This window comes from Stenotrophomonas sp. LST15-1-1.1 (genome assembly GCF_040815575.1).
In the GTDB taxonomy this organism is placed as follows: Bacteria; Pseudomonadota; Gammaproteobacteria; order Xanthomonadales; family Xanthomonadaceae; genus Stenotrophomonas; species Stenotrophomonas lactitubi_B.
Genome location: NZ_JBFPNJ010000001.1, coordinates 366497 through 391093 on the forward strand (window position 1 = coordinate 366497; position 24597 = coordinate 391093).

General features: G+C 67.9%; 12 protein-coding genes. All 12 read left to right on the forward strand.

What is annotated here, in order from left to right; translation table 11 throughout:
* The first annotated feature begins 6 nt into the window (after nucleotides 1–6).
* Nucleotides 7–987, forward strand: coding sequence for a FecR family protein (locus MRBLST15_RS01755; RefSeq protein WP_367784891.1), 981 nt, complete (start codon nucleotides 7–9; stop codon nucleotides 985–987).
* 53 nt (nucleotides 988–1040) lie between these two features.
* Complete coding sequence (locus MRBLST15_RS01760; RefSeq protein WP_367784893.1) at nucleotides 1041–1592, forward strand: hypothetical protein; 552 nt, start codon at nucleotides 1041–1043, stop codon at nucleotides 1590–1592.
* A gap of 119 nt (nucleotides 1593–1711) precedes the next feature.
* The gene (locus MRBLST15_RS01765; RefSeq protein WP_367784895.1) at nucleotides 1712–2296 is read left to right on the forward strand and encodes a hypothetical protein; all 585 of its coding nucleotides are present in this window, start codon (nucleotides 1712–1714) and stop codon (nucleotides 2294–2296) included.
* A 57-nt stretch (nucleotides 2297–2353) separates the two neighbouring features.
* Nucleotides 2354–2791: a type II secretion system major pseudopilin GspG gene (gene gspG, locus MRBLST15_RS01770; protein WP_265951358.1), complete on the forward strand. Its 438-nt coding sequence runs from the start codon at nucleotides 2354–2356 to the stop codon at nucleotides 2789–2791.
* A 9-nt stretch (nucleotides 2792–2800) separates the two neighbouring features.
* The gene (gene gspK / locus MRBLST15_RS01775; RefSeq protein WP_367784897.1) at nucleotides 2801–3706 is read left to right on the forward strand and encodes a type II secretion system minor pseudopilin GspK; all 906 of its coding nucleotides are present in this window, start codon (nucleotides 2801–2803) and stop codon (nucleotides 3704–3706) included.
* Entirely contained in the window at nucleotides 3703–4869 is a 1167-nt protein-coding gene (gene gspL, locus MRBLST15_RS01780) for a type II secretion system protein GspL (protein ID WP_367784899.1), read from the forward strand. The genes gspK and gspL overlap by 4 nt, the downstream gene beginning before the upstream one ends.
* Nucleotides 4866–5393 (forward strand): type II secretion system protein GspM, encoded by a 528-nt coding sequence (gene gspM, locus MRBLST15_RS01785; protein ID WP_367784901.1) that lies wholly within the window; start codon nucleotides 4866–4868, stop codon nucleotides 5391–5393. Before gspL ends, gspM begins: the two co-directional genes overlap by 4 nt.
* On the forward strand, nucleotides 5390–7768 hold the full coding sequence (gene gspD / locus MRBLST15_RS01790; protein ID WP_367784903.1) for a type II secretion system secretin GspD: 2379 nt from the start codon (nucleotides 5390–5392) through the stop codon (nucleotides 7766–7768). The genes gspM and gspD overlap by 4 nt, the downstream gene beginning before the upstream one ends.
* Complete coding sequence (gene gspE, locus MRBLST15_RS01795) at nucleotides 7765–9207, forward strand: type II secretion system ATPase GspE (RefSeq protein WP_367784905.1); 1443 nt, start codon at nucleotides 7765–7767, stop codon at nucleotides 9205–9207. Before gspD ends, gspE begins: the two co-directional genes overlap by 4 nt.
* A 7-nt stretch (nucleotides 9208–9214) precedes the next feature.
* Nucleotides 9215–10414 carry a type II secretion system inner membrane protein GspF gene (gene gspF, locus MRBLST15_RS01800; protein WP_312703935.1) on the forward strand — a complete coding sequence of 400 codons (1200 nt, stop codon included), beginning with the start codon at nucleotides 9215–9217 and terminating at the stop codon, nucleotides 10412–10414.
* Nucleotides 10415–10641: 227 nt separating this feature from the next.
* Nucleotides 10642–11832, forward strand: coding sequence for a substrate-binding domain-containing protein (locus MRBLST15_RS01805; protein WP_312703937.1), 1191 nt, complete (start codon nucleotides 10642–10644; stop codon nucleotides 11830–11832).
* Between the two features lie 197 nt (nucleotides 11833–12029).
* Nucleotides 12030–24425, forward strand: coding sequence for a filamentous haemagglutinin family protein (locus MRBLST15_RS01810; protein ID WP_367784908.1), 12396 nt, complete (start codon nucleotides 12030–12032; stop codon nucleotides 24423–24425).
* The last annotated feature ends 172 nt before the right edge of the window (nucleotides 24426–24597 follow it).

A 24597-nucleotide genomic window follows, 5' to 3' on the forward strand; every position in this document is an offset into this window, starting at 1 on the left:
GCCCTCATGGACGCTGACGATCAACCGCACCGCCCGCTCGACGCCGTGGAGCGCCAGGCCCACGCGTGGGTGGTGCGGTTGACCTCGGGCGAGGCCACGGCGGCCGATGGCAGGAAATTCCGCCAATGGTGCGAGGCCGATCCCGGCCATCGGCAGGCCTTTGCACGCGCGAAGCGGCAATGGGAACAGGTACGCCTGGCCGGCGAGCAGCTGCCTGCCGCCGCACGCCAGCCACAAGTGGCAACCCCGGCGCAACGCTGGAGCCGGCGCGCATTCCTGGGTGCGGCCGTGGCGGCACCTGCAAGCCTGGCCGTGGTGGCCGCGCTGCACCCGCCGTTGGGCCTGTGGCCTTCGGTGACGGCGATGTCGGCCGATTTCCACACCGGTACCGGCGAGCGGCTGTTGATTGCGCCGACGCCACATCTGAAGATCGAACTGGATACGCAGAGCAGCCTGCGCCGGCGCAGCGACGCGCAGGGTGAGGGCTACGAGCTGGTGCAGGGACAGGCGGCGATCGACGCCGCAGCGGGGACTCGCCTGGCACTGTTCGCCGGGCCGGGCTGTCTTGTAGCCGACGAGGGCGCAGCACGCCTGGATGTGCGCAACACCGACGGCCAGGTGCGTGTGACCTGCCTGCGCGGCAGCGTTCGCATCGAGCATCCGCAGGGTCGCCTGCAGCTGCAGGCCGGCCAGCAGACGGTGTATGACGAGCGCCTCAGTGGTGTGGTGGCCGAAGCCGTGGCAGCCGAAGTCAGCGCGTGGACCGAAGGCATGCTGGTGTTCCGCCGCGCGTCGCTGCGTGAGGTGGTGGCCGAGATCAACCGCTACCGGCGCGGCAAGGTGTTGCTGGGCGAATCGGCACTGGCGCGGGCGCCGGTCAGCGGGCGTTTCCGCATCGATGATCCGGACGCTGCGCTGGAGCAGCTCGGGCAGACGATGTCACTCGGCCTGCGTCGCTTTCCGGGTGGAATTGCCGTCTTGGGGTAAGACCCTGGCTGCGCGCGACGCGCACGGCCGCTGCACGCATGGAGAGGCCAAGGATGCGCAACGAGACCATCGGTGTGTTGGATCTGCGCCGGAATCTGTCGGCACTGTTGGAAACCACCCAGCGCCGGCCGTTGATGGTGCACCGCTACGGCGCGCCGTGGGTCTGCGTGGTGTCCGACCCGCAGTGGCGACAGCAGGCGGTGCTGCTGGAATTCGAGCCGCAGGGCCATCCGTTGGCGATGCTGTTGCGGTTGCAGCGGCAGGCACTGCCGCTTTCCGAATCGGGGGCGCTGCCTGCAGCTGCATTGGCGCGCGCGCTGCTGCTGATGGCGATGCATGGCATCGAGGGGCTTCCGACGCTTCACGATCACGTGCGCTACCACCGGTTGTGGCACTGGTTCGTGGCCGCCAGCGATGCGCAGATGGAGGGTTGGCAGCTGCCGCTGCTGCAGGCGTCGATGGCGGCACTGTTGGATGACCCGGATGCGATGCACGCGCTGGCCACATTCGCACTGCGCAGCGACGTTGCCGTGCTGGCCCGACGCTGCGGCGGCGATGCTCCGCGCCTGGACCTGGAAGCCTGCAAGCGGATGACGCTGCGGTGACATTCCCGCGACGCTGCCACGCACTGCTCAACATCGCGTTCGTGCTGTCGCTTCGGCTGCCTTGCTGACGTCTTCTGCAGAGTACGACGCTCCCGCGTCGGGGAGCACAGGCGACGCCGATGAACGACAGTCGCAGGATCAGCATGCTTGAGCTGGATCGCCACCTGAGCCAGTCGCTGGAGCAGGCACGGCATGCACCCGTGAATGTGCATCGCTACGGACAGCCGTGGGTGTGGATGCTGTCCAGCGATGCCTGGACCGACGCAGCACGGTGGTCGGCGCTGGATGCGAGCGGGCATCCGTTGCTGCTGCTGCGGCAGGCGCTGGACGCGCGCCTGCAGCCGTGGCCGGAATCGGCCATGGCCAGTCTTGCACAGGAGTGCGGGGAGGTGCGCATGGTGCAGCGTGCGGTGCTGCTGGTCGCGCTGCGCGCTCCCGTCAGCGTGCAGCGCCTGCACGACGACCTGCGCTATCACCAGGTGTACCGGCAGTTCATCGGATTCGGCCATGGCATGGCCTGGTCGCCCCTGCAGTGCCTGCGCCTGTTGCAGGCGTGTGCCACGCCACTGCTGCAGCACTGCGTGGACGACACGCTTGCGCGTGCTCCTTCGTCGCTGCTGGACGCTGCCTGCGTGCCGAACGCACGTCGCGTGGGTGATCGGCTGCAGGAACAGCGGATTTCCGCGGGATGTTTATCGTACTGACACATGCGCCGCTGACCATGTGGCAGCGGTCTCTTCCAGGATGATGAGGGCGGAACAATGGCAACGCAGATGGGTGGTCGCAGGGCTCGGCAGCAGGGCTTCAGCCTGATCGAGATCATGGTGGTGGTGGTCATCATCGGCATTCTGGCTGCGCTGATCGTGCCGCGGTTGATGGATCGCCCCGACCAGGCCCGTGTGGTGGCGGCACGCCAGGACATCGCCGCGCTGATGCAGGCGATGAAGCTGTACCGGCTGGACAATGGTCGTTACCCCAGTGCCGAGCAGGGGCTGCAGGCGCTGGTGAAACCGCCGCAGGGCAGCGCTGCGATGCCGGCCACACCCTACCTGGACCGCCTGCCGGATGACCCGTGGGGGCACCCCTATCAGTACCAGAACCCCGGTGCGCACGGTGATATCGATGTGTTCTCGCTGGGCGCCGACAGCAAGCCCGGCGGTGAGGCCGGCAACGCGGACATCGGCTCCTGGCAGTTGTGAGGCCAGACAATGGCACGCCGTAAAATTCCAGGTGCGTTTGCCCGCCAGCAGGGCATGGCGGTGATCGTGGCGATGCTGGTGGTGGCACTGGTGGCGGTGATCGCCACGGCACTGCTGACCCGTCAAGCGGCGCAGCTGCGTGCGGTACGCAGCGATCAGCTGCGCATGCAGGTGCGCATGGCGGTGGATGCCACCCTGGAACGCGCGGCGCAGCAGTTGCGTGACGACGCGCGCGAGCAGTTGACGACCGTTGGCAGCGGACGCTGGGCGCGTCCGCTGCAGCTGCAGGTGCCACTGCCGGTGCACCTGCAGCTGGTGGACGCGCAGTCGAGGTTCAACCTGCGCACGCTGCTGGCCGACGGCCAACCTGCAGTGGAGGCACTGCGTGCGTTCACCACCCTGTGTGCCGGGCAGGGGCTGCCTCGCGCCGCCTGTGCCAGCGCCGCAACACAGATCCAGTCGCGCCTGCGCGATGGCGAGCGCCAGGCGCGTGCGCCGTTGCCGCGCGAGTCGCTGATCGAACAGGTGCTGGCCGGCGCCGATCCGGTGGCGGTACAGGCACTGGCACGGCGCACGGTGGTGCTGCCTGCGCAGACCCTGGTCAACGCCAATACAAGTGATATCGCCGTGCTGCAGGCGATTGCGCCCGGGGTGGATGCCGGGCGCCTGCAGGCGCTGCTGGGCGAGCGCGATCGTGGCCACTGGCTGCTCAATCGCGGTGACATCGCCAACCGGCTGCAGTTGAGCAACGAACAGATGGCGCTGATGCCGCTGGGGATCCACAGCGAGTGGTTCCTGGCGGTAGGCCAGGTGGAGGCAGACGGCGCATCGGTGGATTTCCGCGCATTGATCTGGCGCGAGTACCGCGACGACAGCGTGCGCGTGCAACGGGTATGGACAAGGATCGGTGCATGAGCACGCAGCTGAGAATGCGCCTGCCGGCGCTGGAACGATTGGATAAGGACAGCGCGGTTGAATGGGCGCAGCTGCACAAGGACCGTGTGCTGGCAACGGGCAGCGACCGCCTGTCGACGCTGGGCCAGCGCTTTCCGCAGGCGAGGGTGCATGCGAGCCTGGACCCGCAGGACCTGATCCTGCTGGAGCTGCAGCTGCCGCCGCTGTCCGGGCGACGCCTGCAGGCGGCCCTGCAGGGCGAAGTGGAAGCGATGCTGCTGGATGATCTGCAGGAGGTAGTGCTGGGCCATGGCACACAGGCGGTCGATGGCACGGTGGCGGTGGCGTGGCTTGGCCTGCAGGCGATTGCGCGGGTACAACAGCAGTTGCAGGACGGTGGGCTGCAGTTGCAGGCGCTGCATCCAACGCCCTTGCTGCTGCCGTGGTCGCCCGGGCAGGCCACCTTGCAGGTGTGTGGCGAGCATGTGCTGGTGCGCTGCGGCCGTGATCGTGGCTTCGTGCAGTGGTGCAGCGGGCGCGACCTGGGCTCGGTGATGCAGATGCTGTTCCTGCGGTTGCAGCAGGCCGGGGTGCAGGCGGTGCAGTGGATCGATGCCGTACCAGCTGCGTGGGCGGAGCGCTTGCCGGCCAGCGTGCTGGCGCAGGCGCTGCAGTCCAGCGGTCCGCTGCCCGGCTGGTCGCTGCCATTGCCGGCCACGGGTACAGGTGCGCCACGGCTGGCCATCGGCCTTGCGTTGGCGGCGGCGGTGCTGGCTGCGCTGGGACTGCAGCTCCAGGTATCGCGCTGGCATGGCGAGGCTGAAGCCTTGCGGCAGGACATGGCGCAAGGTTTCAGCACGCATTTCCCGGAGATCCACGATGTGGTCGATCCGGTGGTGCAGGCACGACGGGCGCTGGCGGTGCCGGCAGCGCCACGGGCGCTTCCTGCCGTGCAGCAGCAGGTTGCCAGTGTGCTGCAGGCCATACCCGAGCTGGCGGGCCAGGTGCGCAGCCTGCGCTATCAGCCGGGCCAGCTGGACATGGAACTGGACGCCGACGCGCCGGCGTTGGCCGAGGACGCGCAACGGCTGGAGCGCTGGCAGCAGGCGATGCAGGCACAGGGGCTGCAGCTTGCCCGCCAGGCCGGTGGCCGGTTGCGGATAAGCAGCGGGGCTATGCCGTGACCGCACCCGGGTTGCGCCCAGCCGTTTCCCTGGATGGACTGCAGCAGCGTTGGCAGCGGCTGGCGGCGCGCGAGCGCGCGATGCTGCTGTTGATGGCTGCCGCGATAGTGGCGGCCGCGCTGTGGCTGGGCTGGCTGCAGCCGCTGCTCAAGCAGCGCAGCCATTGGCAGGTTGAACTGCCCCGGCTGCGGGCGCAGTCGGCAGCACTTGCACCACTGCTGCGCGCCCGTGAACAACAGCGCCAGGCGCACGGCCATCGGCCGACGCTTGACGGGCTGCGCCAACAGATCACCGCTGCCGGCCTGGCCGGCAGCCTGCAAATCGAAATGCGTGACGGGCGCTGGCACCTGCAGGTGCGCAGTGTGCCCGCCGATGCGCTCTGGAACTGGCTGCTGCCCTTGCTGGCCGACCCGGCCATCGAACTGCAGCAACTGCAACTGCAACGCACAGGGGACGCGAACATGCCGGCGGCACGGATTTCCGGAAACATCGTGATGGCCGCCAATGGCGGTACCCATCCATGAAGTCGATGCGCAGCCTGGGCTGCAGCGCGGTACTGGCACTGGTGGTGGGCCTGGCCCATCTTCCGGCGGCGGTGCAGGCGCAGGACGCCAGTGGCGAACCGGTACAGCTGAACCTGGTGGACACCGACATCGGCGGAGTGCTGCGCATGGCGGCACGCTTCACCGGCCGCCAGTTCCTGGTCGACCCACGGGTGACCGGCAAGATGACCGTGGTCTCCGACGGGCCGGTCAGCCGTGTGCAGGCCTACCAGCTGCTGCTGGGTGCATTGCGCATGCGCGGGTTTGCCGTGGTTGAAAGCGGGGGCGTCAGCCGGGTGGTACCGCAGGCCGATGCCAAGCTGCTGGGCGGGCGCGTTGGTGCAGGCGGTGCGGGAGGCGAGATAACCACGCGCACGTTTGCCCTGCGCTACGAAAGCGCGGCGGCGCTGGTGGCGGTGCTGCGGCCGATGATCACCCCGGACAATCCGATCACCGCCAACCCAGGCAACAACACGCTGGTCATCACCGACTACGCCGACAACCTGGAGCGCATCGCGCGGGTAATCGCCAGCGTGGATACGCCGGCCGGCATGGACACCGACGTGGTCAAGCTGCAGCAGGGCATTGCCGTGGACGTGGCGGCGATGGTCGCACCGTTGCTGGATGCGCAGGGCGCGGAGCCGGCGCAGAAGGTGGTGGTGATGGCCGACCCGCGCAGCAACAGCGTGCTGCTGCGCTCCAGCAGCCCGGGCCGCACGCGCCTGGCGCGGCAGCTGGTGGAGAAGCTGGACAAGGCCCAGGACGAGTCCGGCAACCTGCATGTGGTGTACCTGCGCAATGCCCAGGCCACCCAGCTGGCCGGAGTGCTGCGTGGCGTGGTGGCAGGGCAGAGCGATGCGCCGGCGATGGGCAGCACCGACGGCATCACCGCATTGCCGGGCGAGGCCAGCCGCAGCGCCAGCACGCCGGCGCAACCCGCACAGGGGGGCAAGAGCAAGGGCAATGCGCTTGAATCGCCACGGCTTGACCCGGGCCGTCGTGATCCGATCGACGCCGGCAGCAGCGGTTTCAGCCAGAACGGCATCTCGGTGCAGGCTGACATCGCTACCAACACCTTGCTGATTTCCGCCCCGGAGCCGGTGTACCGCAACCTGCGGCGGGTGATCGACCAGCTCGACCAGCGTCGGGCGCAGGTGCTGGTGGAGAGCCTGATCGTGGAGGTCAACCAGACCGATGCCGCTGAACTGGGCGTGCAATGGATGCTGGGCAACGGCCGCACGTTCGGTGGCACCCATTTCGGCGGCACCACCGGTGGCAGTGGCATCAGCACCACTGCGCGCACCACGCTGGATGTACTGCCGAAGGACGGCCTGAACATCGGCGTGATCGACGGCACGATCAACCTGCCGGGCGTCGGCCAGATCCTCAACATGAAGGCGCTGGCCAACGCCCTGCAGAGCAAAGGCGGCGCCAACATCCTCTCCACGCCGAACCTGATGACCCTGGACAACGAGGCGGCCAGCATCATGGTCGGGCAGACCGTGCCCTTCGTCAGTGGCCGTTATGTGACCGACGGTGGCGGTGGCAGCAACAATCCGTTCCAGACCATCGAACGCGAGGACGTGGGCCTGAAGCTGCGGGTGCGCCCGCAGATTTCCGAGGGCGGCACGGTGAAGCTGGACATCTACCAGGAAGTCAGCAGCATCGATGCGCAGAGCTTGGGCAGCGCCGGCATCATCACCAACAAGCGGGCGCTGGATACCAGCGTTCTGCTCGATGACGGCCAGATCATGGTGCTGGGCGGCTTGCTGGAAGACAGCGTCAGCCACGGCCGCGATGCCGTGCCGGGGCTGGGGAAGATTCCGGTGCTGGGCGCGCTTTTCCGCAGCGACACGCGCAAGCGGGCCAAGACCAACCTGATGGTATTCCTGCGCCCGCACGTGGTGCGCGACCCGGCCGCCGGGCAGCGCCTGACCCGCGACCGCTACGACTACATGCGCAATGCACAGGCCGCTGCCCAGCCCGTGCAGAGCTGGGCGCTGCCGGCACTGTCGGCACCGCAGCTGCCGCCGCAGGACCTGTCGGTGCTTGGCCAGGGCAATGCGCGGGACGGCCAGGGCCAGCCGTTGCAGAACGGCAGCCTTGCGGCGTTGTATCCGGCCAACGAGGGCAATGTTCAAGTGGTGCAGTTCGCGCAGGGCGTGGACGCGGCGCGTGCCACCCAGGCCGTGGCACAGGTGCGTGCGCTTGGCCTGCAGGCCTATGCCGAGACCACGCCGGGTGAAACGGGACAGCGTCTGCGGGTGCGGGTGGCGCGCGACCCGGCCGCGCTCGACCCTGCGCTGCAGCAGCTGCGCGGGCTGGGTTACACCCCGGAACTGGTCATCGGGCCATGAGCATGCCCGCGCCGTTGCCACTGCTGCCGTATGCCTGGGTGCGCAGCCACGGGCTGATGCTGGCCGAATCAGGCGGCGCGCCGGTACTGCTGGGAACCGCCGAGACCGCCGCCTGGGCGGTGGCCGAGCTGCGCCGCCGGCACGGGCCAGTACCGTTCCAGGTGCTGGATGCGGCGGTCTGGCAACAGCGGTTGGGCGAACAGTATCGTGACGGTGGCGATGCCGCTGCGGTGGTCGGCGCGGCCGAAAGTGAAGTCGATCTCGACCGGCTGATGCAGGACATGCCCGAGGTGACCGATCTGCTGGACGCGCAGGATGACGCGCCGGTGATCCGCATGATCAACGCGCTGTTGGCGCAGGCCGCGCGTGATGGCGCCAGCGACCTGCACATCGAACCCTTCGAAACGCATTCGGTGGTGCGCTACCGCGTCGATGGCACCCTGCGTGACATGGTGCAGCCACGGCGCGCGCTGCATGCGGCGCTGGTCTCGCGCATCAAGATCATGGCCCATCTGGATATCGCCGAGAAGCGCCTGCCGCAGGATGGGCGCATCGCCATCCGCGTGGGCGGCCGGCCGCTGGACATCCGGGTGTCCACGGTGCCGACCGGACATGGCGAGCGCGCGGTGCTGCGCCTGCTGGAGAAGGATGCCGGGCGCCTGCAGCTGCAACGCCTTGGCATGGCCGACGACACCCTGGCCACCTTCACCGGGTTGATCCGCCAGCCGCATGGCATCGTGCTGGTGACCGGGCCGACCGGCAGTGGCAAGACCACCTCGCTGTATGCGGCACTGGGGCAGCTCGACAGCAGCACCAGCAACATCCTCACCGTGGAGGATCCGGTGGAGTATGACTTCGCCGGCATCGGCCAGATCCAGGTCAACGCGCGCATCGGAATGAGCTTCGGCACCGCATTGCGCGCGATCCTGCGCCAGGATCCGGACACCATCATGATCGGTGAGATCCGTGACCTGGAAACGGCGCAGATCGCGGTGCAGTCGTCATTGACCGGTCATGGCGTGCTGGCGTCGCTGCATACCAACGATGCGATCTCGGCGGTGACCCGCCTGGCGGATATGGGCGTGGAGCCGTTCCTGCTGGCCTCGTCGCTGCGCGGCGTGCTGGCGCAGCGGTTGGTACGCAGGCTGTGCCTGCAGTGCCGGCGTGCCGAGGTCGATGCCGATGGCCGCACGGTGTGGCGGGCGGTAGGCTGCTCCGCCTGCGCGAACAGCGGCTACCGCGGGCGCACCGGCATCCATGAACTGTTTGTGGTGGATGAGCGCGTGCGCGCGTTGATCCATGAAGGGCAGGGCGAACCCGCGCTGCGCGAGGCCGCGCGGCGTGCCGGCATGCGCACCCTGCGCCAGGACGGGCAGCGCTGGGTCGAAAGCGGGGTGACCACGCTGGAGGAGATCCTGCGCGTGACCGGCGACGACTGAGGCGCGCATGGCACTGTTCGACTACCAGGCGGCCAATGCACAGGGGCGCATCGAAAAGGGGCAGCTGGACGCCGACACCGCGCGCGGCGTGCGCCAGCAGCTGCGTGGACGCGGATTGACGCCGGTACAGGTGTCAGCCGCACGCAGCGCCGGCAGTGGCTGGGGCGCGCGCAGGCTGTCGGCCAGCGAACTGGCCTGGGCCACGCGGCAACTGGCCAGCCTGCTGGCAGCCAGCCTGCCGCTGGAAAGCGCATTGAGTGCGGTGATCGAACAGGCCGAACGGCCACATGTCGCGCAGGCACTCACTGCGGTACGTGCCGATGTGCGCGGCGGCCAACGGTTGACCGTGGCGCTGGCGGCGCGGCCGCGCGACTTTCCCGCGATCTATCGTGCGTTGGTCGGTGCCGGCGAGGATTCCGGCGATCTGGCGCGGGTGATGGAGCGCCTGGCCGACTACATCGAAGAGCGCAACGCATTGCAGGCGAAGGTGCTGACGGCATTCATCTACCCGGCAGCGATCAGCCTGGTGTCGGTGGCGATCGTGATTTTCCTGCTCAGCTACGTGGTGCCGCAGGTAGTGACCGCGTTCGTGCAGGCGCGGCAGACGCTGCCGATGCTGACCCAGGTGATGCTGGCGGCCAGTGCGTTCGTGCGCGCGTGGGGCGTATGGACGGGGATGGGCATCGGCGCGCTGGTGGTCGGCTGGCGGCTGGCACTGCGGCGGCCGGATCTGCGCCTGCGCTGGGACAGCCTGCTGCTGCGCGTACCGATGGTGGGCCGTTTCGTGCTGGGCGTGAACAGCGCTCGCTTCGCCTCGACACTGGCGATCCTGCTGGATGCCGGTGTGCCCCTGCTGCGTGCACTGGACGCCGCGCGACAGACACTGGGCAACGTGTTGCTGGCGCGCTGTGCCGAGGATGTGGCCGCGCGCGTGCGCGAAGGTACGTCGCTGGGCGCTGCGCTGAAGGTGCAGAAAGTGTATCCGCCGATCCTGGTGCATCTGGTGGCCAGTGGCGAGAAGACCGGTTCATTGGCACCGTTGCTCGACCGCGCTGCACAGACCATCTCGCGCGAGATCGAGCGCCGCGCGATGGCACTCACGGCATTGCTGGAGCCCACGATGATCCTGGTGATGGGGGGAGTGGTGCTGACCATCGTGCTGGCCGTGCTGATGCCGATCATGGAAATGAACCAGCTGGTGCAATGACGTGCATCCACGCATGGCGTGGATCTACTGATGCCCGGTTTCTCCACACAATCCTCCACACCTTTTCTCGATCTTCCACAGGTTTCTTAAGCGGCCTGTCATCGGCGACGACCAGCATGGCTACGTCGCCGCAGAGTGGGCTGGGAGGCCCTCGGCGGCAGCAGGCGTGTAGTGACCGTTCCTCCCTTGGTGTTTCACCTTCGCAGTAAACCCTTCAGGAGAAGATCATGAACAAGTACAAGACCCTGGCCGCGCTGGTTGCTACCGCGCTGCTCGCCACTGCCGGTGCCGCTTCGGCCCAGACCGCTGTCACCGGCGGCGGCGCTTCGCTGCCGGCCGACCTGTACAAGGGCCAGGCCGACAGCATCCTGCCGGCCAACTTCAGCTACGCCGTGACCGGTTCGGGCACCGGCAAGAAGGCCTTCCTGGAAAACAACTCGGCGCTGTTCTCGACCACCGGCACCGTGCATTTCGCAGGCAGCGACTCGGTGCTGAGCGGCACCGAGCTGAGCATCTACAACAGCACCTACAACGTCTCCACCGATGCCAACCGCTACGGCGCGCTGGTGCAGATCCCGTCGGTTGCCACCTCGGTCACCATCCCGTTCAACAAGGCCGGCTCGGCGGTTGACCTGTCGGTCGCACAGATCTGCGGCATCTTCTCGGGCAAGATCACCAGCTGGTCGAGCATCGACAGCAACCGCAGCGGCAACATTCAGGTCGTCTATCGTGGCGAAAGCAGCGGCACCACCGAACTGCTGGCCCGCTTCCTGACGAGCGCCTGCCAGCCGGTCGACGTCTCCGGCACCACCCTGAAGCTGACCAACGGCGTGCCGGCGTTCTCGGTGCAGTCGACCTTCGCCAACCTGTTCACCACCGTGCCGTCGAACTTCATCGCCGCGCCGGCCACCGGTGGCACCTCGCTGTACAACGCCGTGTACGCCGTTGACGGCCGCGTCGGCTACGTTGGCCCGGACGTGATCCCGAGCCTGGTTGACGCCACCAAGGTGGCCAAGGTCAAGGGCTTCTCGCCGGATGAAGTGAGCGTGCAGGCGACCCTGGAAACCGCTGCTCCGCCGACCGGCTCCGCTGCTGAAAATCCCGCCAACTGGGTGCCGGTGTTCGGCAATCCGACCGCGGGCTATCCGATCGCTGGCTACACCAACTTCGTGTTCGGCCAGTGCTACAAGAACGCCACCGTCGGCGCCAACGTCCGTGGCTTCCTGACCCGCCACTACGGCAGCACCGTGGTGAACGGTGTCGAGCAGGGCCCGAACGATGCGGCCATCCGTGCGCACAAGTTCATCCCGCTGACCAAGGCCTGGCGTGATGCGGTCCGTACCCGCTTCGCGACCGCCAGCAATGCCGGCGCCGTGAACAACCCGAGCACCTGCGCCAACATCGGCCGTCCGCTGTAACGGTCTGCAACGCAACACCTGCTGATCGAAGCGCCGGCCGAAATGCCGGCGCTTTCTGTTTCCGGGGGCACAGCCCCTGCGCTGAACTGTCGTCTTCACGCCGCCGCCACCGTCTATCAGGTGCAGGGCGTGCGTAGCGCAGGCCCCCTTCGTACTCGCCGCGGCCGACGCGGCCCATCAGGTTGACGAGGTCCCCGATGTCGCACCCGCATTCGCCCGCTGCCCGTTTCTCCGCCTCCCTCTGGCGCAGCCATCCGATGGCCTGGGCCGTGGCCGTGGCGCTGGGCACCGTGGTCGCTCCGGCCAGCCAGGCGCAGCAGGCGTTCAGCCCCGGCTGGTTCGCCGACCGCGGCGCCGCCCAGGGTGCGGCAGCGCAGAGCGGGCGCATGCCCAATGGCGTGCCGATCCAGTTCCAGCTGCCTGCACAGCAGCAGGATGCGGCACGACAGAAGCTGCAGCAGTCGATCGACAACCTCGGCACGGCTGCGCAGGCCATCGCATTGCAGCAGCGCATGCAGGAGCAGGCCAGGCAGGCGCGGCGCGAGGCGGGCTTCGTGGTGGCCGACGGGCTGGGCAAGGATGGCCTGAAGGTGGACGAGAATCCGCTGACCCGCGGCTGGATCAATGCCCGCGAAGCGACGCAGTCGCAGGGCGCCGACGGCCGGGTGCAGGTCAGCATCGAGCAGACCGCTGACCAGGCGATCCTGAACTGGGAGACCTTCAACGTCGGTGGCAACACCACCCTCAATTTCCTGCAGAATCCCGACTGGGCGGTGTTGAACCGGGTCAGCGACCCCAACGCCCGGCCCAGCCAGATCCTTGGCCAGATGAAGGCCAACGGCACGGTGTTCGTCGCCAACCGCAACGGTGTGGTGTTCGGCAACAACAGCCAGGTCAACGTCCGCAACCTGGTTGCTGCTGCAGCACGCATCAGTGACGCGCAGTTCCGTGACAACGGCCTGTACAGCGTTGATGCGAACACGTCGGCCCTCACCGATGCGGTGGGCAAGGTCATGGTTGAACGCGGCGCGCGCATCACTACGCATGAGCCCACCAGCGCAACGCGTGGCGGTGGCTATGTGCTGCTGGCTGGCCACAGCGTGGAGAATGCGGGCCAGATCGAAACCCGCAAGGGCCAGACCCAGCTGGCGGCCGGCGACAGCTTTGTGATCCGCCGCGGCGTGGGCACGGCGCAGAACACGGCGTCGACCACGCGGGGCAATGAGATCGCGCCGCGCTTCGTCACCGGCAGCACGGCCGGCAGCGTCCGCAACAGCGGCCTGATCCAGGCGCGGGAGGGCGACGTCTCTCTTGCCGGCCGCACGGTCGAACAGGCCGGTGTAGCGGTGGCCACCACGACGTTGAACCAGCGCGGTACCGTGCATCTGCTGAGTTCCTCCTCCGACAGCAAGGGCAGCGTGACCCTGGCCACGGGTTCGACCACGGCGGTGCTGATCGAAGATGATGGCAAGACCACTGCGCTGGACAGCCAGCGCGATGCGCTCATCAAGGAGTCCGGTGAGCAGGACAAGCTGCGCGGGGCCAGCAACAGCGGCACCTTCGACAACCTTTCGCGCCTGCAGGATCGACGCGAGCAATCGCGCATCGAGATTGTTTCCGGCGGCGACGTGAACTTCCAGACCGGCTCGCTGGCGGTGGCGACCGGTGGTCAGCTGATTTCCGATGCCAGCCGCCGCAGCTATCTGGACGATGGCGCCCGCGTGGACGTGTCTGGTGCGGTCGGTGTGCAGGTGGCCATGGAGAGCAACAACGTCAAGGTGAAGGTGCAGGGCAACGAACTGCGCGATTCGCCCGACAACCGTGACAGCGGCAAGATGATCAGCAGCGAGGTGTGGATCGACCGTCGCCAGTTGACCGAGGTGGCCGCAGGCACGGGTGGCTATGAAGGCACGCGCTGGTATGCCGGTGGCGGTTTGCTGGAAGTGAGTGGCTACCTGGACAACCAGGGGCATTCGATAGGCGAATGGGCGGCGCAGGGCGGCACCGTCCAGCTGGCTGGCAAGGAAGTTGTCAGCCACGCGGGTTCGCGCATCAATCTGGCGGGCGGCAGCCTCGATGTGCAGTCCGGCGTGGTCCAGCAGAGCTGGCTGCGTGGCCGCGATGGGCAGTTGTACCGTCTTGATGATGCCCCGGCCGAGATGCTGTACGACGGCCTGTACCGGGGCTTCGAGGTGAAGCAGGAGCGCTGGGGCGTCACCGAAACGTTCCGCAATCCGCTGGTGGCGCCGGGGCAGCGCTACGACAATGGTTATACCGTGGGACGCGACGCCGGCCGGTTGCTGATCTCGGCACCCACCGCCGTTCTGCAGGGACAGGTGGACACGGCTGCCTTCCAAGGGCTGCAGCAGACGCGCCGCCCCGACCAGGGGCAGGAGGGATACGCGCAGGCGCAGACGGCTGCCGCCCGCAACGCTCAACTCTGGCTGGGCCGTTATGACAGTACCGGCCGCAATGCGGTGTACGACGCCAAGGTACGGATCGGAGAGAACCAGGCCGATGCGCGGAAATGGTCGCTGCAGGCGCCGGTGGAGGAGTCACAGCGCAACACGGTGTCGCTGGACAGCGATGTCCTGAGCGCACAGCGCTGGGGCCGCATCGACATCGCCACGGCGGGACAGGTTGCATTGGATGGCACGCTCAGCTTGCAGGAGGGTGGCCAGCTGGTCCTCACCGGTAGCCGGGTCAGCTTTGGCGGTACGGTGCAGATTGCGGGTGGACAGGTTGAGGCCGGCAACCTGCTTTCCGTTCTCGGTCGCCCCACTGCGTTGCTGTCCGCTGGACGTGGCGCGGTCGATGTTGCGCCGGGTGCTGCGTTCGAGCTTGCGGGTGGTTGGAGCAATCCCCTTGCTGTGGCGGATGCAGGCGGCACCCAGGCGTGGATCGACGGCGGACAGTTGCGCATCAATGTCAGCCATGACATCACCGTGGGTGAGGGCGCACGCATTTCGGTGGATGCTGGCGGCAGCATCGATGCAAACGGCAAGGGCCAGGTGGGCAGGGGCGGCAGCGTCAGCCTGCTGGCGGCCAGCACCGATGTTGCTACCGATGGCAGCGGCCGGCTGCGTATCAGCGATGGCGCCCGCTTCAGCGCGCTCGGCAGCGGCAGCGGCGCCTTCAACCTTGCGACCGGGGGCAAGGTCGCCATTGGTGGTCAAGCATCGACGCCGGAAGCGCTGCGGTTGCAGGCAGCGCTGTTCAGCAGCGGCTTTTCCCGCTACGACATCGGTGGCCACAACGGGCTGACCGTTGAAGACGGCGTGCAGTTGAATGTGGAACAACCCGCCCTGCGCCTGGCCGAAGGTGCGCAGGGCGCATCGAGTCGCGAGCAGGGCCTGCAGGCATGGTCGCCCTCGCTGTACATGGCCGATCCGGTCAGCGGTCGGATCAGCCAGCGCGCCGGCGCACGTCTGACATTGCGCGCCGGGCACCTGCTGTCCGCCGGCGACCTGCGCATCGGCAGCAAGGCCGTGCTCAACGTCGATCCGGGGCAGTCGATCGAATTGTTCAGTTCCGGCGATATCAACGTGGCCGGTACCCTGAAGGCCGCCGGTGGCCGCATCCGCCTGGACGAGGCCTTCGATCCCTCTGGGGTGCGCGCCGATGCACGCCGCGAACGCCGCTGGACGATCGCCGACGGGGCGCTGCTGGACGTGAGCGGCGACGCGGTTGCCGCCGCCGATGCGCGCGGGCAGCTGCGCGGGCAGGTGCGCAAGGGTGGCACGATCGAGATCGGCGGCGCACTGGATTGGGAAGACCAGGACAACGTGCGCCACCTGCCACCGGACACCTTCGTGGTGGTCGAGCGCGGGGCGCGGCTGGATGCCTCGGGAGCATCGGCGCTGCTCGATATCGATGGCGGCGGGCGTACGCGGGTGGACAGTGACGGCGGCAGCATCGTGCTGCGCGCGGCCAATGCGCTGTATCTGCACGGTGCGCTGGATGCAGCGGCAGGCGGTGACCAGGCGCGTGGTGGCACGTTGGGCGTGGCCTTTGGCGGCGGCACCTATGGCAGCACGGCAAAGGGCTCGGAGGTGCTGGCGCCACGGCTGATCTCGCTCACCCAGAACACGCTGCAGACGGAGGTCCTGCCCGCGCCTCTTGAGTACGGTCACGCGGCGCTGTCGGTCCAGCAGATCACTGCGGGTGGCTTCGATCATCTCTCGCTGTTCGGCGAGGTCCGCGCGCAGGGGGATGTCAATCTGCGCATGGACCAGAGCCTGCGGATCCACGGCGTGAATGAGCGCTCCCTGGGGTTCGCGCCGGGCAACAGCGAGGGCAGCCGCCTGCAGTTGAGTGCGCCCTACGTCCGCCTTGCGCAGGGGCGTTGGTGGCAGCCGGCCGGCGAAGGAACGCTGCGCCCGTTGGAGGCAGCGTTCGACGCGGGCAGGCAACATCGTTTCGATCTCACGGCTGACCTGATCGACCTGCGCGATGTCACCTGGCTGGCCGGCTTCGATCACATCGACCTGCGCAGCAGCGGCGACATCCGCATGCTGGCCCCGGTCGCCAGCAGTTCGCAGGAATCCACGCTGGCAGGCCCGGGGTCGATTGATATCAGCGCCGCGCGCCTGTATCCGGCGGCCCAGGCCCGCGGGCGCATCGTTGCGGGTGTTCCGGCGATCGGCCCTTCTGGATTGCCGACCTGGGAAAATCCAGACGCCGTACTGCGCATCCATGGTGTTGGCGGAGCGGCGCAGGCCTTGCCGGACTCGGCCTTCGGCAGTCTGGAACTGGTCGCGGCGACAGTAGTACAGGGCGGTAATGTCCAGGCTCCCTGGGGACGGGTGCAACTTGGTGGCCGTCAGTTCAACGCAAACCGCGGCAGCCGCGTCGACCTGCTGGCCGGCAGCGTGACCTCGATCAGTGGCGCCGGCTTGACGCTGCCTTTCGGCGGCACGGTGGATGGTGTGACCTGGCGAAAGGGCGGTGCCGAATTCGATGTGCTTGGCCCCGGGTCGGTCAATATCCCGATTGGTGTGGACATCGTGGCCAATGCGTTCAACGGCGCCACAGGCAGCGTCGTGGATGTTTCCGGCGGAGGTGAGTTGTCCGGCGCTGCCTTCGTGGCCGGGCGCGGCGGCTCGGTCGATATCCTGCGACACACGTTGGCAGACGCGAATCCGCGCTATGGCTTCAGTCGCGCTGGCAACGCGGTCTATGCCATCGTGCCGGGGCGAACGGACGCGCAGGCACCGCTGGCGACAGCCGACGGCAGCGCCAACCCGCGTGTGGGTCAGCAGATCACCGTACCCGCAGGCGTGCCCGGGCTCCCGGCCGGCACCTATACACTGCTGCCGGCCAGCTACGCTCTGCAGCCCGGCGCGTTCCGCGTCGAGATCGGGGCAGAGAGTGCGATCGGCAGCGCCCAGCCGGTATCGACGGGCACCGGCTCCTGGCGGCTCAGCGGTCACCAGGGTCACGGTTTCGGCGGTGCGGTCTCGCCGCTGCTTACCGACCTGCTGTTGACGCCAGCGGAGACCGTACGGCGCCATGCCAGCTACAACGAAACACCCTACAGCGCATTCGTGCAGGGCGTGGCCGAACGTCGCGGTGAAGCGCTGCGTTGGCGACCGGTGGATGCCGGCAACCTCGGCCTGATGCTCGGTGATGGCGCGGGCCGTACGGGCTCGCCGGCCGTCACGTTTGATGGACTGTCCCGCTTCAATCCAGGCAGCGCGCAGGGGCGCGGCGGCATTCTCTCGGTCAACCTACTTGTCCCGCAGGATGCATCGCTGGAGATCGTCGGCGACGGGCGCGGTGCGCCCAGCACCGAACGCGGTGCCACCGTCTTCGACACAGCGCTCAATGCGTTGCGCCCGGCTACCTTGTTGATCGGCGGGACGTTCCGCCGCGATGCGACCACCAGCACGGTGGAAGGCAACGCAACCCGCGTGGCCGTGCGCAGCGGTGTCAATCTGGTGGCGCAGGAGGTGCTGCTCGCGGCTGCCTTCGGCGGCAAAGGCATCCTGTTGGAACAGGGTGCCTCGATCGACACCCTGTCCCAGGCCGATCCCTCACGCGTGGACCAGGCCACGGCGCCCTACCTGGTCACGGGCGGATTGCTGGCGGTGTCCAACCAGCGCCTGACGGCGCTGAGCGCCCAGGGCGGCTTGGCGGCAGGGGCGGTGGCGATCGATATCGGTGGCTGCGTGGCGGGTTGCAGTGGGCAGACTCGTTTGCTGTCTGCTGGCAGCATCAATGTGGTCACCGACGGCGCCTTGAACATCGGTGATGCGGTGAGCTATGGCACTCGCCAACTGGGCCTGGGCATGTCCGCGCTCAACCTGGGCAGTGCCGAAGCCATTGCAGCGGCGGCGGCGACGGGCGGATTGCCGGCCGGCATGACCATGAACCAGGAAGTCCTGCAACGGCTGCTGCGCGGCAACACCGCGTCTGGCGCCCCTGCGCTGGAAGCGCTGAGCCTTACCGCACGTGATGCGATCAACGTGTTCGGCAGCGTGGACCTGGATACCCGCGACAGCACCACCGGGCGCAGCAGCCTGCGCAGCCTGGTGCTGGGTGCACCGGCGATCCATGGCTACGGTGCCACCACCGACCGCGCGCGCATCTTTGCCGATACGCTGGTCTGGGACGGCACGCTGGCGGGCACGACGTTGCCGGGCGGCGAACAGGCACAGCCGGGCGGGGACGCAATGGTCGGTCGTCTCGGCAGTGGCCAGCTGGAGATCAACACACGCACGCTGCAGTTGGCGCGCGCGCCGTTCACCCGGTCCAATTCGTCGGTGGCCGCCGATCGCCAGGTCCTCGGCTTTGCCGGGGTCACGCTGGCAGCGTCCGAGCGGATGCTGTTCTCGGGCAAAGGCAGCCTTGATGTCTTCCAGCAGCAAGGTGGATATGTGGCTGGCAGCGGCTGGCAGCTGACGGGAGGCGCGCTGGATATCGTCACGCCGCTGCTGACGGGCGATGCGGGCGCGCAACTGGCGATACGCAGTGGCGGCAACGTGCAGGTGCGCGGCGCAGCCGCCACCGCAGGCAATGACGCGCTGGGTGCGGAACTGTCGATCAAGGCCGAGCGCATCGCGATCGACAGCCGGGTGGCGCTGGCCTCCGGCCGGTTCGATGCCAATGCACGCGAGGGGATTTCGCTGGGCGGCAGCGCTGTGCTGGACCTGGCCGGCCGCAAGGTCAGCCTGTACGACGTGGACAAGTACAGCTGGGGTGGCGATGTCACGTTGTCATCCGGCGAGGGCGATATCAGCGCCGATGCGGCATCGCGCATCGACGTATCGGCACGCAACAACCGTGGCGGTCGCTTGACGGTGCAGGCACTCGGCAAGCATGGGGGGCGCGTGGCGCTGGCCGGAACACTGCTGGGCGGTGCAAGCGGGCGCTACGATGCCGGCGGCACCGAGGTGCCCTACGATGGCGCTGAACTGGTGTTGCGTGCACGCCAGCTGCAGGACTTTGCCGGGCTCAACACACGGCTGACGAGCGGTGGCATTACGGGTGGCCGTACCTTCCAGTTGAGCGAAGGTGACCTGGCGATCGGTAACGAAGTGAAGGCCCGCCACGTCGATATCAGCGTCGATGGTGGCAGCCTGCAGGTCAACGGCCGCATCGATGCCAGCGGTGAACAGGTCGGCAGCATCCGCCTGTCGGCACGCGATGTGCTGCGCGTGGACGGCACGCTGGATGCCCATGGCAGCGGCCTGCGTGTGGACAGCTACGGCAAGATCATCGACAGCCCGAACCGGGCCACGATCGAGCTGACGTCGACCAACGGAGGCCTGCAGCTGGGCGGTGCGTCGGCGCTGGATCTGCGTGCCGGCACCTCGGTGCCGGCCGGTACCGCTGCGGGCCAGAGCGATGGACGCGCACGCGGTAGCGTCAAGCTCAATGTGCCGCGCGTGGGCGCCGATGATGCGGCCATCGACGTGGCCAACGGCATCCGCATCGCCGGTGCCGGCGATATCCAGGTCAACGCCGTGCGCATCTATGATTCTGCGCCGCTGGCCAGCGCACCGGACGTGCATGGCCATCGCCCGCAAGTGATCAACCAGCGCTGGCTGGACTCGGTGGTGGACCCGGACAACAGCGTCTGGATGAACGGCGCACTGGCCAACGCCGGCCTGCAGCAGCGCATCGCCCCATTGGGCGGGTATCGGCTGCGCCCGGGTGTGCAGATCGTGGCGCGGACCAGCAGTGATAACCCGCGTGGCGATCTGGTGGTAGCCGGCGACATCGATCTGTCCGGTTACCGCTACGGACCGCAGTCGAACCGGGTCGATCCTGCCCGCCGTGGCTTCGGTGAATCCGCCGCGCTGGTGCTGCGTGCCGAAGGCGATATCAATGTGTACGGCAGCATCAACGACGGCTTCGCGCCGCCGCCTGCCAATCCCGATGAAGATGGCTGGGTGCTGCTGGAAGGGCGCAGTGGCGGTACGCCCAACACCGCGTTCGGCGGCGACCTGATCGTGCCCGGCGAGGGTGTCCAGCTGCAGCGCGGCACCGAGTTCCGTGCCGGCGCCACGCTGAACTATGCATTGCCATTCGAGGGCGTGACCTTGCCGGCAGGAACCGTGCTGCCGGTGGAGATGGTGTTGTCCGGGCCGCTGCTGCTGCCGGCCGGTACTGTGCTGAGCGCGGCAGTGACGACAGGCAGCGGGCAGGTGATGGCGGCCGGTACCGTGCTGGCACAGGCGCTGGCATTGCAGTCCGGTGCCCGCCTGGGTGCAGGCTTCCGCCTGCGCACGCCAGCGCCGGTGGCCGCACAGGTGTGGCCGGCCGGTGTCGCCCTACCCATGGCAATGAAGCTCTACGGCGCACTGGATCTGCATGCCGGCGCGATCATCCCGTCGATGACCAAGGTGGAGCTTGCCGGCGACGCGCCGGTGAAGCTGCGGACCGCGGATGCCAGCGGCCGTCAGGGGCGCAACTGGGCGCTGGCCGCGATGCTGCCCGAAGGAACCACGTCGTGGGATCTGACCGCGGTGGCGGGTGCGGATATCGCCGCCGCCGATCCGCGTACCCGCCGCTGGGGCAGCGAGGGCAGCATCGTGCTGGCTGACAGCCACTACAGCACCATCGGCACGGTGACCACGACGACGGAATGGAAAGGGGATCGCGTGATCACCCTGGACGGCTCGCTGAATCTGTGGGGCGATGAATCGTGGGTTGGGAAGCCCGTGGCCGATCTGGCCCGGGAGCTCGGTTTGACCGAGAGCGAAGTGTGTGACTCCGGACCCAACTGCGGCCCCGCGCCACGCCTGGTCGACAAGGACGGCTCACTGGCTTGGTGGGGTGATGAGTCCTGGGTCGGCCGCCCGGCATCGGAACTGGGTGCCGAAATGGGCATGTCGGAAGAGGAGATCTGTGCGGCAATGGGTTACTGCTACGGCGGCGGCACGCTGACCGAAGTGACCACTTACGGCAAGCGTCTGGGTGCCCCTGCCTGGAGCGTACTGCGCACCGGCAAGGGCGATCTCGCGCTGCTGGCCGCGCAGGACGTGCGCATGAAGTCCGGCTTCGGGGTATACACCGCAGGCGCGCCGACCCATCTGGGAGATGGCGCGGATGCGCAGTTCGATGTGGCGCGCGCGGCATCGCCGGGCAACACGCTGCTGTTGGGTGCGACGCAGGCGTCGGGCTCCTACAATGCGGCCATCGCCGGTTACCAGGCGTGGTATCCGGACCAGGGTGGCAATCTGCGCGTTGAAGCAGGCCGCGACATCATTGGCGATACCTGGAGCTTCCGTGCCGAATCGGGTACACCGCAGCGCGATCAGGCCGGGCATTCCAGCGCTGCAGTAGGCAACTGGCTCTGGCGCCAGGGCTCCGGGACCACCGGTGGTGTCGTGCAGAGTGCTACCAGCTGGTGGATCAATTTCGGAGCCTACAGCACCGTCGGCACCGAACGGGACGCGACGCCGCGCCTGGTCGGCTTCACCGGTTTCGGCACATTGGGCGGTGGCAATCTGAGTCTGGATGCAGGCCGTCACATGGGCATGCTGGACAGCATGGGCAATGCGCTGGGCTATGAGGTCTCACCCCATTCAAGCGCGCTGTCAGCCGCGGTCGGCTCCACCGGCCGGATGGTGGGCGGGGTGCTGCATCTCACCGGTGGCGGTGACCTGGAACTACGCGGTGGCGGCGCCCTGAATCCCGGCCTGCGCGCCAGCAGCCGTGGCGGTGCGCCTGATCTGCAGGACCTGGACATCAACGGCGCGGTGACCAATACCCGCGGCAATACGCGCATCGATGCCTCGCGCATCGGCGGTATCAGCGCGGTGCAGACCAGCTACGGGCAACTCGGGCTGAAGGATCCGTTCGTGGCCGACAGCCCGGCTGCGATGGCCGGTCCGGTGCTGGTGCTGGGTGATTCCACCGTACAGGTGCAGGCGCGAGGTGATGTGGTACTGGGCAGCGCCGCTGACGCAGGCCGCGTGCCGGTGGCCAATTTCAACGACATCGTGCTGGATGACGGCAGTCATGCCGCCGGTTCGAGCTGGTTCTCGCTGTGGACGCCGCGTACTGCGCTCGACCTGTTCTCCGCAGGTGGAAATCTCTCGCCTGGCCTGGTGGGAACGCAGCACGCCACGGGCAGCAACCAGGGCAAGGAGGAGCTGAACGTCCGTCCCGGCAATGGGGACATCTACCTCAACTACTGGCTGTATCCATCCCGGTTCGCGGCCGTTGCCGCCTCCGGCAACATCCATCTGGCGAGCCTGCGCAGCATCAGCAGCACCGATGCCCAGGACATCATCCTGTTGGCACCCTCGGTGACGGGGCGGCTGGAAGTGCTGGCAGGAGGATCCATCCTGGCCGCCGACCGCGCTACCCAGATCGCACGCTCCAGCAGCGATGCGCGCATTCCCACCCCGTTTGATCCTGGCTTCATCGCGCAGGGCCCAGGAAACGTGGGGACAGTGCGCAGCAATGTGTCCGTGGACGGCACCGGCGTGAGTCCCCAGGCCTCACTGCCGTTCTTCGCGTTCGGTCCCAATACCGCGCTCGGCACACTGCTGCCAAGCGCTCCCACCGTGGCGAGCCGGTTCTATGCCGTGGCCGGTGACATCATCGGGCTGGGGAGTGGTGGCCGCCGGCAGCTGATGCAGAACACCGGTGCCGCGAATCGGACGCTGTTTGACTGGTATGAAGCGGGATCGGCGGTACAACTGCGCGCCGGTCGCGATGTGATCAACGCGAATGTCACCGCGCTCAATACCAGCGGCACAGACATCAGCAGGATCGACGCGGGCCGCGACATCATCCGCAGCAACCTGACGGTCGCCGGCCCCGGCAACGTCGAGGTGAATGCCGGCCGGCAGCTGCGCCAGGAAGAGGCCGGCAGCATCGTCACGCTCGGCGGTATCGTGCAGGGTGATACGCGGCCGGGCGCAAGCATCGCGCTGACCGCTGGCAACCAGAGCATCGACTTCGAAGCACTGCGCGCACGTTACCTGGACAGCGCCAACCTGGCCGACCCGGCGCAGTCGCTGGCGGCGCAGCCGGGCAAGGCGGTGAAGATCTACGACAAGGAACTGAAACAGTGGCTGCAGCAGCGCTTCGGCAGGGCTGCCGACGGTGCCGAGGCGCTGGCCGTATTCGATGCATTGCCGAAGGAGCAGCAGCGCATCTTCCTGCGCCAGGTCTACTACGCTGAACTGCGCGAAGGCGGTCGTGAATACACCAATGCAGAAGGGCCGCGGTTTGGTTCCTACCTGCGCGGGCGCGAAGCGATCGCCACGCTGATGCCGGACAAGGATGCGACTGGCGCAACCATCAACCGCACTGGCGATATCGTGATGTACGGCGGTTCCGGCGTGCGCACCGAAGCGGGTGGCAACATCGAGCTGATGGCACCGGGCGGGCAGATCGTGGTGGGTGTGCAGGGCGTGGTGCCTCCGGCCAGTGCGGGCCTGGTCACCCAGGGCCAGGGCGACATCCGGTTGTTCAGCCAGGACAGCGTGCTGCTGGGCCTGTCGCGGGTGATGACCACCTTTGGGGGTGACATCCTGGCGTGGTCCGAGCAGGGCGACATCAATGCCGGCCGCGGTTCGCAGACCACGCTGCTGTACACCCCGCCGCGCCGCGTCTATGACACCTGGGGCAATGTGATCCTGTCGCCGCAGGCCCCCGCCAGCGGCGCCGGCATTGCAACGCTGAATCCGATCGCCGAAGTGGCGCCGGGCGATGTCGACCTGATCGCGCCGCTGGGCACCATCGACGCGGGCGAGGCAGGTATCCGCGTGTCGGGCAACATCAACCTGGCGGCACTGCAGGTGCTCAACGCTGCCAACATCCAGGTGCAGGGCGACAGCAAGGGCCTGCCGGTGCTGGCCTCGGTGAACGTCAACGCGCTGGCGTCGGCCAGCGCTGCGGCCAACAGCGCCAGCCAGGCCGCACAGGACGTGATGCGCAAGAGCCAGGATGATGCGCGGCGCAACCAGCCATCGGTGATCAGCGTGCAGATTCTCGGCTTCGGCAGTGCCAGCAGCAGCATCGACCCTCCAGCACGCGGAAACACGGCCGCCGCGACGGGCTACGACGACAACAGCGCCTTCCAGTTCCCGCAGGCCCGGGTAGACACCGGCAAGCAGCCGACCCAGTAGATCCACGCCATGCGTGGATGGAGGAAAGGTGCGGACCACGGACCGCACCCACCACGCGCAGACACAGGATCGGGCCAGCTGCCAGGGAACGGTGGCGGCCCCAGCCAGGACGGCACCGAGGGCAGGGAGCAGCCATCAGCGGTGAGGACCACCGACACGGCGTCGCCGGGCG

Coding starts and splice junctions, on each gene's coding strand:
- MRBLST15_RS01755 (WP_367784891.1), top strand. CDS start 7: ATGGACGCTGACGATCAACCGCACCGCCCGCTCGACGCCGTGGAGCGC.
- MRBLST15_RS01760 (WP_367784893.1), top strand. CDS start 1,041: ATGCGCAACGAGACCATCGGTGTGTTGGATCTGCGCCGGAATCTGTCG.
- MRBLST15_RS01765 (WP_367784895.1), top strand. CDS start 1,712: ATGAACGACAGTCGCAGGATCAGCATGCTTGAGCTGGATCGCCACCTG.
- gspG (WP_265951358.1), top strand. CDS start 2,354: ATGGCAACGCAGATGGGTGGTCGCAGGGCTCGGCAGCAGGGCTTCAGC.
- gspK (WP_367784897.1), top strand. CDS start 2,801: ATGGCACGCCGTAAAATTCCAGGTGCGTTTGCCCGCCAGCAGGGCATG.
- gspL (WP_367784899.1), top strand. CDS start 3,703: ATGAGCACGCAGCTGAGAATGCGCCTGCCGGCGCTGGAACGATTGGAT.
- gspD (WP_367784903.1), top strand. CDS start 5,390: ATGAAGTCGATGCGCAGCCTGGGCTGCAGCGCGGTACTGGCACTGGTG.
- gspE (WP_367784905.1), top strand. CDS start 7,765: ATGAGCATGCCCGCGCCGTTGCCACTGCTGCCGTATGCCTGGGTGCGC.
- gspF (WP_312703935.1), top strand. CDS start 9,215: ATGGCACTGTTCGACTACCAGGCGGCCAATGCACAGGGGCGCATCGAA.
- MRBLST15_RS01805 (WP_312703937.1), top strand. CDS start 10,642: ATGAACAAGTACAAGACCCTGGCCGCGCTGGTTGCTACCGCGCTGCTC.
- MRBLST15_RS01810 (WP_367784908.1), top strand. CDS start 12,030: ATGTCGCACCCGCATTCGCCCGCTGCCCGTTTCTCCGCCTCCCTCTGG.